Source organism: Salinibaculum salinum, from assembly GCF_037645885.1.
GTDB lineage: Archaea > Halobacteriota > Halobacteria > Halobacteriales > Haloarculaceae > Salinibaculum > Salinibaculum salinum.
Map to the genome: position 1 here is coordinate 14302 of NZ_JBBENW010000022.1, position 13354 is coordinate 27655.

Genomic DNA, 13354 nt, shown 5'->3' on the forward strand with positions numbered 1-13354 from the left:
GGTTTTATTCGGACTTCCGTCCGGTATCAAGGTATGGCCGAGTTTCACATCGGAGATCGACCGATTGGTCCAGATGAACCGACCTTCGTTATCGCGGAGGCCGGGTCGAATCATAACGGCGACTTGGAGATCGCGAAGGACCTCATCGACGTGGCTGCCGACGCCGGCGCAGATGCGGTGAAGTTCCAGACGTTCCGTGCCGAGGATCTGTACGTTGACGACCGTGACATGGTCAACGATTCCGACGAATCGACGTACAATCTCCTTGAAAGTCTCGAACACCCCTACGAGTGGATTCCAGAGCTGTACGAGTACTGTAAATCGAACGGTGTGCAGTTCATGTCCTCGCCGTTCGACGAGCGATCAGCACGGGAACTGGCGGAGTATGTCCCGGCGTTCAAAGTAGCTTCGTTTACGCTATCGCATCATCCTTTTCTTCGGGAACTCGCAAAGTTTGGAAAGCCGATCATTATGTCCACCGGAGGTCACGACGTAGATGAGATACGCGAAGCCGTTGCGGTGCTTCGTGAGAACGGTGTCGACAATATCGTTCTCTTACACTGCGTATCCTCGTACCCGACACCGCTTGAGGAGATTAACGTACGAGCCGTTCGGTCGCTTCGAGATGAGTTTGAAACACAAGTGGGGCTGTCTGATCACACCACGGAGCCAACAATTGCACCGGCCGCAGCGACCGCTCTTGGAGGAGCGGTAGTCGAGAAACACTTTACCCTCGATAACGAGATGGAGGGACCGGATCACTCGTTTGCACTTGAACCTGACGAACTAGCTGAAATGATCCAGCAGGTTCGCGGGACCGATCGGGCTTTGGGAACTGGTGAGTTAGGTATTTCGTCCGTTGAGACAGGATCCGTTAGTCGCGCTACTCGTAGTCTTTTCGCCGTACGTGATATCGCGGAAGGTGAAGATATTACTGAAGATGCAGTTCGAGCACTCAGACCGGGAAACTTAGACCGCGAAGGTCTCGCTCCCAAACACATGACAGACATTATCGGGGCGACGGCAATCAACGACATCTCCGAAGGGAATCCAATTGACGTAGATGATGTAGACACTCAGATCCCGTGATTCCACAGAGTTTATACTTCGGATACGATACTCTTTGATATGGGGATGAACACTAAAAAGAACGTCATTTATCTTATTGCCGATTCGCTTCGAGCCGATTATTTAGGCTGCTACGGAAACGATTCCGTCTTGACTTCAGAGATTGATAAGTTAGCTGAAAACGGTGTTCGGTTCGATAATACTGTTTCAGCTGCTCCGTGGACGATTCCATCGGTGAAATCACACGGAACCGGTAAGTATCCCCATGAAATCGGGATTTTCGACTCAGATGTCGACGAAGGGGCAACTATATTCGATCAGTTCAAAGCTGACGGATACAAGACTGCACTCTACTACGACACCGACCGAAGAGATGAACTCTTTTCGGAAAATGTCGATCACTACGACTGGTCGTACGATATCGAAGCTCTACTCGATTTCATTTCAGAAAACAAGGGCGAGCCGTTTTTTATATACAATCTCTACCGGGGGACACACGTCCCATATACGTTGAAATACTCAAGTGAGGCATGGCATCAGGCGAAGGATGAGGTGATGTCCCTTATTCAGGAAGGGGGCGAAGGACTCGAAGAGGCTAAATATCGATATGAGCGCTCCATCGAACGCTTCAGTGAGTGGTACGTCGGCGCAATCATCGATCGGCTTCGTAAAGAGAATATGCTCGAAGACACGGCAATCGTGATTACGGGAGATCACGGGGAGAGTTGGGGAAAACGCTTTGATGATCAGTCAACGGTCGATCTTTTCGACCTTCACGGGACGTTGCTGTACGACGAAGCGCTCAAAGTTCCGTTAGTCCTCTACAACTTCGATATCGATTGTACGGGTTCGGTCTCTGAGATGGTTCGCTCCGTCGATATTCTTCCGACGATATTAGACTCCCTCGACGCCACGCCGTTAAGAGACGATCTGGACGGAGCGTCTCTGCTACCGCAACTCGAACGAAAAGAAGGAGAGTTCCCCGAATACGCGTTTAGCAGTACGACGACGCACGATCAGTTCGGCGGAATCGGTGAAGCGGACGAAGAGTCTGGATCGACATTCAACCGATTCTCTGTCTCTCGTCACGATGGCTGGAAATACATCGTCTCACTCGATCGGGATACCCGAGAACTGTATGATACGACATCTGATCCCGGCGAGGAGTCTAACCTAATCAACGAACGGCAGGATGTCGCAGAGCAGATGGACGAGCAACTTAAGACTCAGTTCGGTAAGCTACTTTCCAACGAGGAGCATTCTGATGAGGTAAAACAACGACTCGAAGATCTTGGGTACCTATGAAAGCAGTTGTCCTGCAACCGATGTATCTCCCCTGGATGGGGTACTTTGGGATGATTGATCAAGCAGACGTTTTCGTATTCTACGATGACGTACAATTCACTAGACGTTCGTGGCAGCGACGCAACAAAATCAAGGTTCCCGAGGGGGATTTCACTTGGCTGACAGTCCCTGTTGAGAAAGACTTCGGTCAAAACATCAACGAGGTACAAGTGAAAGTTGATGAAAACTGGCAAGATAGTCATTGGACATCGATTCACCACTCGTACGCTGGAGCCCCCTATTTTGAGGACTACGCCGCTTCGATCGAATCGATATACAACACTGAGTGGGATTCCCTCGCCGAATTGAATGTTTCGATAATTGAGACTATTTTGGAGTGTCTTCCAGATATTGGGAACGATACAGAGTTCATATTCTCTTCAGAGATATCGGCTGTCGGAAAAAAATCTGATCGGCTAGTAAATATTCTCACAGAAATCGGTGCAGACACCTACATATCGGGCCCCGGTGCAAAGGATTATCTCAAACCACAGATGTTTGAGGAGGAGGGGATTGAGGTATATTGGCACGAGTTCGATCACCCTGAATATCCACAGCGCCATGGTGACTTCGTCTCACATCTGTCAGTAATCGATTTATTGTTCCACGTTGGGGAGCAATCTGGGTCGCTTATTCATGAAGCTGAGCAGGATGCACTCATCCCCGCAACAAACTAGGTGCGTCTTAGCCGTTTTCGGATGTATATCTCTTGGTTAGATTGAATCTTCGTCGAAACGGTTCCAGACTCGTTTCGCCCCGTTTCCGTCAACGACACCAGCCATACGCTCAAAGAATCTTCTTCTCCTTCTATCATCTTCAAACAGTTCTTCGACTTCGGATACAAGTGCGTCGCCGGTAGTAACAATACGGGCGAGCTCATTCCGACGCAGCGCCTCAGCTCGTTGCATCTGATTATCGACTTGTGGGATGCCAACGAATGGGGTTCGCGTGGCGAGCAACTCAAACACGGTCCCGCCTACAGCACTCACCGCAACATCTGCCTGCTGCATGAGTTCTGCCATATTATCAGGAGAATACAGTAGATTAAATCGGGTAGGGAGCGATTCAGCTGCTCGCTCTATTTCCTCCGCATTCGAAAAACCGGGTCCAATAACAACATCAACGGTCCCACTGAAGCTTTGGAAGGCTTCCATAGCGGCGGGAGTTGTGTTTGATACGTCACTCCCACCCATCGTGATCAGTGCTCGAGTCGGTTTCGGTCGCCAGTTAGGCTCTTTACGTGCGATCTTACGAAATTGTTCACGGAGCAGGACATAGTCCGGTCCAAGAAGGAACTCAGGTTTTGTCCCGACCCACTCGTAATCAAGAGTGGGAGCGTGTAGATCACCGTAAACGAGGGTATCGCAACAGACGGTGTGATTCAGATAGTTCTCGCGAACAACGATTTTCGAATCACTCTGAGCAAGCGTACGCTGATATGCAGTGTCCGCCTCAAATAGATCGATAAAGACCGTATCGATAGTGTGTTCCTCAAGCGCTTGTGCTACTTCCATCGAATTATCCACGGTATCGAGCGTTTCCACCGTTATGGAATCAGGTAGCGTGGTTGTGACGGCATCGGGGGTCGTCGTAAGGTAGACGACAGTATCACCTCGGCGAAGACACTCTGCTGCGACAGCACCTGTCCGGATCAGATGCCCAAATCCCATTGATGGGCCGCCATCGGCACGAATTCCGACTTTCATCACACGGTCTTCTGTTCTACATGTTCATTAATCTCTGCAAGTCCGTTTCTATCGATATATTCAATCACCTCAGCAATATCAATTATATCCTCGTACTCCATCTCTCGATACACCCTTTCGAGCAACTGGTAATCTGCCGACTCATCGAGCGTTAGTCGGAGGTCGGTTCTATTCTGGAGCCCCGAATCGTCGAAGATCTCATCAGATTCGAGGTTATACAGGTCGAATTCATCAGAATGTTCTCGGTAATATGGCGTGACGTGCTCTTGATGGCGTGGCTCGTTCGCTTTGTTGCTCATTCGTTCGAACGATTCTGCAGTAAATGCTTCGCAGGTCATACCGCGAGGAAACGTCCGTTCAAGACTAGCACAGACGTAATCGACGTTATCCATCTGAATACGTCCAACAGCTGCATCAATAAATGGAGGCGAAATAAGCGGACAGTCCCCTGTTATCCGAAGGACGATATCCGGATCGTACTCCCGGACAGCACGCTCAAAACGACGGAGAACATTCGACTCGCTGCCGCGGATTACGTCCGCGCAGAAGGTCGGGGCGTACTGTGCGATTACGTCGTCCTGCGATTCGGTAGAGGTTGCCACCACGACGTTGGTCACGCTGTCCGCGTACGCGGTTCGAGTGACGACATGCTTGAGTACTAGCTGGCCGTCGAGTGGGTACATCACCTTGCCTGGGAGGCGGGTAGAGCCTGTTCGAGCCTGAATGATAGCGGTAATCGTAGTCACTATTGACAAGTGATATTCGTAGATAGGTAAATGTGATTATACATTTGCTTTATTGGCCCTGTCTAATTCTATCTTTCCGCAATTGATACACGATCATCTATGTTTTGTTGGATCGATTTCATAGATATAGTATCTAAATAGCAACAGTCAGCGTTTCGTACTTGATTGACTGCCAAATCAAAATAAATGAGAACAATCGACACATACGCACGCTAAAAATAACGACGCTTGTCGATACAGACTCGTGTGATGCCCTTATCGTTCACTGCTCGGCACACTGGCTGCAGACACTCAAACTGGCTGTCGAGTCGCGCTTCACGTCACCGATAAACTGGAGAGTCTCGGTGGCGAAAAATGATATGACGACCAATCACCCCGTAATGTCCTCTGAACAGAGGGCGCTTGGCTCCTGCTGCACCGACTGTTCGCCTACTATGACTACACACCCAACGTACGGTTGGACAGTAAACTATACGGTCAGCGCTGGATAGCCGAGACTGCCTTTTTGGCCATCAAGCGTCGATTCGGGGCCCTGTCTATTCTCGCATGTGAGAGCGTGAACTCTGCGAACTAGGTCAAGACCTCTACATCAATCGTGGATTCGTTTCGGCACAGAACTCACGCTTCAGAATTAGTTAGCCGAGGTCGCTTTGTAAGGTACTGAAACCAAGATAGACAGAATCATCAAGTATACAATTAGAAGGCTTTTTAATATACAATACTCCTCCTATCTAATCCCGTTATTAATTATCAATCGCTGATGGTTCGGAGGTACCGCCACGTTTTTTTAAATGTCGTACCTACTCCGTTTGTTTTGAGACTAGCAACGAAAGCTAATACAAGATTATGTTTTCTGCGGAGGTATCGTTTCAACCGAACCGGATGAATATACCAGACGAATCTGGTGGCCACATCGCCCCACTTAGAGAGTGGGAAGCTAACGTCGTCCCGCCCCGTATGAAGAATTCGTGGATCTTTTGACCGGTTTATTCTCCCCTCTATGTCCGATATGTTGTCCTGGGTAACCGTACCGTAGATATCGTGTAGGATCTTCACCTCACCAGTCACCTGCATCGGCCAGTTGATGAGGCAGTTGTAGACTGTCGAAATTGCTGTGAACCTAACAGGTATCACTGAGAGTGTTTTTCGAAAACTTGGCTGATCATGGATGTGACAATCGGAGTGATAGCTCACCCACGTTTCGAAGAAATTATTCTCAACAAGACTCTTATCGTACAGAATCACCCCAGTGTTGTATTCTGGTATGCCAGCAGGGAGCGAATCGAAGTATTCGAACTCCTTCAGTCGAAGTGCAGCTTCGTTCGGGTCCACAGCAGCTGCCAGGTCAAAGTGATCCAGAACGTCAAATAGTTCGGAGACATCATCTACGAGAAAAACATCTGTGTCAAGGAACAGTGTCCTATCGAACGGTGTTCGTGGGAGGTTCCGTGGCTTGTCCACATAGGAGTACTGTGGCGTCGAATCGATGATCACCTCGTCAAATACATCAGCGTCAACATCACGGTGACTGACCAGCGCAATTGGAAAGTCCATGATCGCTCGCGTTTGGCGAGCTGATTGTATAGCTTCGTTTATGTATTCTTCGCCAGTTGCGACATAGAGTATTCCGTCAGTCATTATATACTACTCCTAGTCTTACCGTCGGTCCACCACTTGCTTGCATCCTTGCTACATGCTGGACTTTCCATTTAGAATCACTCATTGTCTTTTTTATCACATAAATTGATTGTGTCACAAAGCGGTCCAGAGTTTTCTCAAGTACTCTTAATTAAGAGTTCGCAGGTCATTGCTGTTTTGGTCCATCGCCGAAGCAACTCGTCAGTGGATTTCCCCGGCCAGATCGGCTGCTTCTACCGGATAAATAGATTAAAAGGTGATATTACATCAATTCTTTCTTGATTGTATTCAAGATTCCATTGTCACAAACATTCTGTACTCTCTTGTTTAAAAGATATATTGGTCTATGTACAAATGGAGTATAGATGCGGTCAAAAGTATAACGCATGATTGATGAATATTTTCTTGTAATAATAGTTCCGTATTTCGAAGTTGGATAAACAACATGTCCGTGCCGAAGTGAGTAGAGAATCCGCACACCCGTTTTTTTATTCACACGGTCAGCTACTTTTTCTACTTCACTAGAGTCAGAAATTGAGCCACCTACCCCATGAATTATTTTTACTTCTCCTGTGACTTGGACTGGCCAATTAATTAATGTATTATAAACAGGTGAGAGAGCAGTTATTCGAACATCTGACTCGTATAGTGCTTTCCTAAACCCTATTTGATCATTCGGATTCGCAGTAGTACAATATGACACCCAATTTTGCATAAGGTTATTTACCCTCTCATTATTCCGGTAAACAATAACACCCGTATTATATTCTGGGACACTTTCGGGAACATTGTCAAAATGTCTCTCACCTGAATAACGTAGGACGACTTCATTTGGATCTACCGCAGCTGCCAATTCAAATTCATCTAGTAATTCAAATAGTTCCATAATATCAGATAGGACATATGCATCAGTATCTAGAAATAATGTTTTATCAAATGGAGATTTAGATATGTTCCTTGCTTTATCTATGTACGAGTGCTTTGGGTTGTGATCTTTGATAATGTAGTCGAAAATGGGGTGATCTACGTCTTGGTCTGAAACAATCGCTATTGGCAATTCGGTCACTTCACTTGCTTTTTCAGCTGAAACAATAGCTTGTCTCACATATTTGGGACCAGTTGCAATATATAATATTCCGCGATCTGGATGCATACCTATAGTATGAGAATATATCTTAGCTATTTAAATCCACCCAGTACAGATTTGTTGACCCAAATTAGCACGCTGTTTGTTTCGTTGTAGATTTTTGCGACCACCAATGTTTCGAGGGAAATTTCTTCAGACACCGTCTATGTGTTCCGTTAAAATATCGTAGAGAGATTCCGGTTAATTAATGCGAGCTAAAATACTTTATATGAATGTGACAAAACGAGTCCTGGTAACATGCAGTGCCGGATTTCTCGGCAGTCACCTTTGTGAGCGACTATTAAAAGAAGGACACGGAGTGATATGTCTTGATAACTTTGGTAGCGGTCAACGAAGGAATATCGAAGCGTTCGAAGATCATCCATCATTCACAGTCAATGACCGAGATTTTCGAATCCCAGGTTCACTTTCGTCCGTAGATCGGATTTATCATCTTGTATCGAGAGTTTCACCAGATGATTTTACCGATTTTCCGGTCAATATCGTATTAGCAAATACGCAACAAGGTACTTGCCGGTTACTGGATCACACTCGGGCTTGTGATGCACGCATTGTTTTCGCCAGTACGAGTGAAGTCTACGGTAACCCTGAGGCTCATCCGCAACCAGAAACCTACACAGAGAACGTGAATATTCGAGAGATTAGAGGCTACTATGACGAATCCAAGCGGCTCGGGGAGACGCTGACTGGCGCGTATCAGCGAAAATACGATGTTGACGCCCGCACAATACGCATCTTCAATACGTATGGGCCTCAAATGCGTCACGATGACGGGCGAGTAGTTCCACCGTTCATTACTCAAGCACTTCGTGACGACGATCACACCATCTACGGTGATGGCGAGCAGACTCGCAGTTGCTACTACGTAGACGATCTCATCGAGGGGCTTGTCTCACTCACGCACGTTAACAATCCTGAGTATGATGTCTATAATATTGGGGAAGAAAAGAGCAGACAATCAAAGAACTGGCACACAAAGTACTCAATGTTGCGGATACGAACTTTGGTATCACTTATGAACCACTACCTGAAGATGATCCAATACGGCACAGACCGGATATTACCTGTGCGATTACAGGATTTAATCGGGGATCAAAAATCGAGCCACGTGAGGGGTTAGAAAAGACAATCGCTTATTTTGATAATGAGAATAAATGAAGAATAAATTACACACAGCAGGTAGGATTTTGTATGAAGATGGTCCAGTAAGCCTACTGTCATCAGTTCAGGACTTCTTCTCCATTAGGGCGTCCTCATACCCTGCTAATATAATGGCTAGCAGAATTTTTTGGAACGCAATTAACAATACTGAATTTCGGACCCGTATAGCATCTGAAACATTCTCGTATACTGAAGGGGGAGAATTTGAAATTAATGAGAGCAATTCAAAACGGGATCTTCCCGATGAGATTCAGTCGTACTGTAGAACATATTCTGCAAGTCCATTAGTTGCCTCAGTTTTACAAGATGCTATTATAAACGATTCATCAGTCGTGCTAACAAAAGATGGACGATTAATTTCTGAGAGTATCGGGCATAGTAAATATGCTCTGTATAAGCGAATTCGAAGAAAGATCCGGGAAAGCCCTGTGAAATCCATACCAAATCTCAGAACAGACACATATGCCGATCTGATTCCTGAAGCAACCGCCCAAGTTGAATTAGGGTTCTTTATGATACGGAGTGGAAGCTATTTTCATTGGGTAACTGAGTTTCTTCCAAATCTTAGAGCGCTCCAAGTTTATGAAACAACTACAGGTAACACACCTGCTATTCTTGTTGAGAAAGACCCCCCAGATTGGATATTAGAGTACTTTAAAATTGCGGGGTATGAGAATTCTGTGAAGCCATTACCATCTTCGACTATATCCGCTAAACAGCTTATATTACCCCCACGCCGTATTCGAATCGGTCGTAATTATAATCCATGCCCAAGAGATTTAGTTTGGGTTCGTGACTATTTCACCGAGAGAGTCCCTGATATCACTAATAGTTATGGCAGCCGAATTTATATCTCACGTAATGATGCTGAGAATAGACAGGTTGTGAATGAATCGGAACTTGTTAACGAACTTGAGAAACGAGGGTTCGAAAGTATTGAATTATCTGATTTGAGCGTGTCTGAGCAGATAGACATATTTCGAGACGTTGATTTTGTAGTTGGAGCACACGGTGCAGGGTTTACAAATACTATATTTGCTGATTCAACTTCAATCTTCGAGTTATTCCCTGAAAAAGGAGTTCGTCATTTTTATTATTGTCTTGCCCAGCAACTTGATTTTGATTACGATTTTTCTATCTGTCCCCAGACTACTAATGGTGATCTTCTTGTTGACGTTGAGACGGTCGTGGAACGAGTGGATGACTTTGTCAAGGCATCCCGTTAATGTTCGAGTCAGTCTAAAGGGAAAATTCATGTACGCCTTTCTCAGCTTGAGGAGGAATTTAAGCAACTTCGGGAAGAGAACAAATATAGTAGTCATTAGAAATAGTTGCTCATATTTAGAATTGAAAGTTAGTCGAGAGCGGTGTCGGTTGCTGTTGTTAACTCGGTGAGTGGGTCGAAGAGCCGTTGCTGAGTGCTAATTGTAACTGTCTCCAGCACTCTTCGACTGGATTTAGCTCCGGTGGACACGCTGGATAACGTCACGAAGGCGAGGACGTCAGGGGCCGCTAGGTCCGTAACGGCCGAGGCCTGGAAATACGGTGCTCCATCCAACACGACGATCAAATTATCTTCGAATTCCTTGCCTAATGCGAGAATGAAATATTTCGCGTGGGCGGCGGTTACGTACTCTTCGGACTGGGAGAAAAAGCGATCACCGTCCTCGGTGATCGCGCCCAACAAGCACGTCTAATCGCGTTGCCCTGAGAGCTCGACGCTGGGCCGCGTGACGCGTGGTTTCCCCGCGGCACGCGGCTCAACTTGGACGATTTTCCTGGTTTGATTGATGCAGACTACTGTGGCGCCCATTTCCGCTCGCTTTTATTGAGTTCGTTGTGGAACTCCTCTTGTTCGTCTTCGTCGGCTTCGGCGGCTGAGCGTCGTTGTTTTTGATAACTCAGACCCGCTTCTTTCAGCAACCGCCGGCAACTCGGGTGGGAGTACTCAACGCCATACGTTTCGTCAAGAAACTCCTGGACGAGCGCCGGCGTCCACGCGCGGCCACGGAACGTATCACGAGGATAAGCCACAGTTTTCATCCTCGCCGACCGCAGCACTGAAATAGCATACGTTCACCCGGCGAAAGCCGCTGAGGAATTGACGATTCGACTCCTGCTTTTGAACCACAAACGGAGTCGGTGACTGTCTATACTGACGGCTCTTGAGCCTGAGCCACTTGATGGGGAAGATGTCTTCAACCGGCAGTATGTCGTCCACGGCGAGGGTGAAACGCTGACGGAGAGGTTCACGTCAATACCTGCGAGAGCCACGCATCGCTGGCGCGACGATGGCTCTCACCCCATGAGGTATCTCCAAAAACAAATTCATACCCAACCTCAGAGGGTTACAGCTTCGGGAACGCGTCCGCCGCAAACCCGACGACGAAGCTCAAAATCATCCTCGAAACCATGCTACGATGCTACCAACAATCCTCTACCCATGAGCGATGGATAAAACTCGTCAAAGCTAACCAGTAATTGATACATGACTAACAAAACACTCTCACGGTGGTTTTATCTGTTTCAAATAGGAGTTCACAGTTATACAAATGCAGGTTTCCAAGGCAGTTATTCCCGCGGCGGGTTTCGGCACGCGATTCTTGCCAGTCACGAAAGCACAGCCAAAAGAGATGATGCCTGTTTTAGATAAACCAACGATTCAGTATGTTGTCGAAGAAGCAGTCCATGCTGGAATTGATGACATACTTATTATCACAGGTCGCGGAAAGCAAGCGATTGAGCGTCACTTCGACAAATCCTACGAGCTTGAAGAAGAACTGGAGGCGGATGGCAAGACTGATCGACTTGAGACGGTACAAGAAATTGCAGATCTTGCCGACATCCACTACGTACGACAAAAGGAGCGAGATGGGCTAGGAGATGCAGTACTATATGCACGAAAGCATGTAGGCGATGAACCATTCGCCTTGTTACTCGGCGACACGATTATCAAGACAAACCCGCCGTGTACTGAATCACTCATTTCACGTGCTGAGGAACACAGTTGCTCTGTGGTCTCCTTAGAGCGTGTACCGTGGAATGAGGTGTCAAAATATGGTGTTGCTGACATTGGTGAGGCTGCAGAATCAGGCCCTTCTTTCCCGGTCGATGATTTCGTTGAGAAACCATCTCAAAACACAGCTCCATCCAATCTTGCGATTACGGGACGGTATATTCTCACTCCAGCAATATTTGACCGTCTAGAAGAAACGGAACCCGGTGTTGGCGGCGAACTGCAGTTAACTGACGCGATCCAAAAACTAGAGCAGGTTCGAGGAGTTGAACTCAAAGGCTCACGTTATGATATTGGTAACATCCCAAGCTGGCTCCAAGCAAATATCGGAATGGCACTGGACCATGACGATGGTGATATGAATGCTGCCGTGAATGGACTTATTGAGGACTACTCACAATGAGTCGAATACTGGTTACCGGTGCTGCTGGATTTCTCGGGAGCCACCTATGTGACGCACTATTAGCAGACGGGCACGAAGTTATTGGGATGGACAACCACGTAAGCGGTCGACCAGAAAATCTTGAAGAGGTATTTTATCACGATAGATTTGTTTTTTATGAGCACGATGTCACTGAATTTATCCACATCTCCGGCGAGATAGATGCTGTAATGCATCTCGCGAGCCTAGCGTCTCCGGTATTCTATCGTGAACACCCAATTAAGACGCTAAAGGTTGGTGCCTTGGGAACCCACAAAACGCTTGGATTAGCTAAAGAGAAAGATGCCACGTACTTTTTTACATCTACAAGTGAAGTCTATGGAGATCCTGAGGTACATCCTCAATCTGAAGATTACCGTGGTAATGTTGATCCATATGGTCCACGGTCATGCTATGACGAATCGAAACGATACGGAGAAGCGCTCATCCGCGCCTATCGGGATCAACACGATCTGGATGTCCGTATAGCACGTATCTTCAATACGTATGGAACGCGAATGCGTCTCGATGATGGGCGCGTCATTCCGAATTTCATGAAACAAGCACTTACGGGAAAAGATCTGACTGTGTTCGGCGATGGTTCTCAGACCCGCAGTTTTTGTCATGTTGAGGATCTGGTTGATGGACTACTAACTTTACTTGAGTCAAATATCGACACACCAGTCAATATTGGAAACCCAGACGAACGAACGATCCTAGAACTTGCCGAGCTAATTATTGAAGTCACCAATAGTGACAGCGAGGTCACGTTTGAACCGCTTCCTCCTCAAGACCCAGAGGTCCGACGTCCAGACATTTCTAAGGCGAAGAACAAACTCAATTGGAAACCAAAGATTGACTTATATGAGGGGTTGAATAGTGTAGTTCCCTATTTCGAAGAACGAGCATCGCTATAACAGTATTTTTCGGTGGGTACTGCCAGAAATTCAACCCTGTTCAGGCATCGTTGAGCAATTTTAACTGATGACCTGATTGCTTGTGTGTAGACTTTGGTATCATGTCATCAGCAGAGGGAGCAAACACAAGAAACTGATCGTGTCCCAAAGCGGTCTAGAGAGGATGTCATAGAGCTCCTGTCACATCCTG

At 46.9% G+C, this 13354-nt stretch carries 11 protein-coding genes and 2 pseudogenes; 8 read left to right on the forward strand and 5 right to left on the reverse strand.

Annotation, left to right across the window (positions count from 1 at the left end):
• Positions 1–33: 33 nt before the first annotated feature.
• The 3 genes from WDJ60_RS16160 to WDJ60_RS16170 are packed head-to-tail and all read left to right on the forward strand — an operon-like array spanning position 34 to position 3089.
• The gene (locus WDJ60_RS16160; protein ID WP_340101717.1) at positions 34–1089 is read left to right on the forward strand and encodes an N-acetylneuraminate synthase family protein; all 1056 of its coding nucleotides are present in this window, start codon (positions 34–36) and stop codon (positions 1087–1089) included.
• Positions 1090–1128: 39 nt separating this feature from the next.
• Positions 1129–2373, forward strand: a complete 1245-nt coding sequence (locus tag WDJ60_RS16165; protein WP_340101719.1) for a sulfatase family protein — start codon at positions 1129–1131, stop codon at positions 2371–2373.
• Complete coding sequence (locus WDJ60_RS16170; RefSeq protein WP_340101721.1) at positions 2370–3089, forward strand: WbqC family protein; 720 nt, start codon at positions 2370–2372, stop codon at positions 3087–3089. Before WDJ60_RS16165 ends, WDJ60_RS16170 begins: the two co-directional genes overlap by 4 nt.
• 36 nt (positions 3090–3125) lie before the next feature.
• On the opposite strand, the gene pseG is transcribed toward WDJ60_RS16170, so the two are convergent.
• From pseG to WDJ60_RS16190, 4 genes are all read right to left on the reverse strand, one after another.
• On the reverse strand, positions 3126–4118 hold the full coding sequence (gene pseG, locus WDJ60_RS16175) for a UDP-2,4-diacetamido-2,4,6-trideoxy-beta-L-altropyranose hydrolase (RefSeq protein WP_340101723.1): 993 nt from the start codon (positions 4116–4118) through the stop codon (positions 3126–3128).
• Positions 4118–4864, reverse strand: a complete 747-nt coding sequence (locus WDJ60_RS16180; RefSeq protein WP_340101725.1) for a glycosyltransferase family protein — start codon at positions 4862–4864, stop codon at positions 4118–4120. The genes pseG and WDJ60_RS16180 overlap by 1 nt, the downstream gene beginning before the upstream one ends.
• A gap of 750 nt (positions 4865–5614) precedes the next feature.
• Positions 5615–6502, reverse strand: a complete 888-nt coding sequence (locus WDJ60_RS16185; RefSeq protein WP_340101727.1) for a hypothetical protein — start codon at positions 6500–6502, stop codon at positions 5615–5617.
• A gap of 262 nt (positions 6503–6764) precedes the next feature.
• Positions 6765–7655 carry a putative nucleotide-diphospho-sugar transferase gene (locus WDJ60_RS16190; RefSeq protein ID WP_340101729.1) on the reverse strand — a complete coding sequence of 297 codons (891 nt, stop codon included), beginning with the start codon at positions 7653–7655 and terminating at the stop codon, positions 6765–6767.
• 208 nt (positions 7656–7863) lie between these two features.
• On the opposite strand from WDJ60_RS16190, the gene WDJ60_RS16195 reads away from it, so the two are divergent.
• Entirely contained in the window at positions 7864–8769 is a 906-nt protein-coding gene (locus WDJ60_RS16195; RefSeq protein ID WP_340101731.1) for an NAD-dependent epimerase/dehydratase family protein, read from the forward strand.
• A 34-nt stretch (positions 8770–8803) separates the two neighbouring features.
• Positions 8804–10036 (forward strand): glycosyltransferase family 61 protein, encoded by a 1233-nt coding sequence (locus WDJ60_RS16200; protein ID WP_340101733.1) that lies wholly within the window; start codon positions 8804–8806, stop codon positions 10034–10036.
• A 128-nt stretch (positions 10037–10164) separates the two neighbouring features.
• Here the strand turns inward: WDJ60_RS16200 and WDJ60_RS16205 are convergent.
• Positions 10165–10811, reverse strand: a pseudogene (locus WDJ60_RS16205) (IS630 family transposase); the annotation flags it as partial.
• Here WDJ60_RS16205 and WDJ60_RS16210 point away from each other — a divergent pair.
• From WDJ60_RS16210 to WDJ60_RS16220, 3 genes and pseudogenes are all read left to right on the forward strand, one after another.
• A pseudogene (locus WDJ60_RS16210) lies at positions 10802–11257 on the forward strand (IS1595 family transposase); the annotation flags it as partial. The pseudogenes WDJ60_RS16205 and WDJ60_RS16210 overlap by 10 nt on opposite strands.
• 105 nt (positions 11258–11362) lie before the next feature.
• Complete coding sequence (gene galU / locus WDJ60_RS16215) at positions 11363–12229, forward strand: UTP--glucose-1-phosphate uridylyltransferase GalU (RefSeq protein ID WP_340101735.1); 867 nt, start codon at positions 11363–11365, stop codon at positions 12227–12229.
• Positions 12226–13164: a UDP-glucuronic acid decarboxylase family protein gene (locus WDJ60_RS16220; protein WP_340101737.1), complete on the forward strand. Its 939-nt coding sequence runs from the start codon at positions 12226–12228 to the stop codon at positions 13162–13164. The genes galU and WDJ60_RS16220 overlap by 4 nt, the downstream gene beginning before the upstream one ends.
• Positions 13165–13354 lie beyond the last annotated feature (190 nt).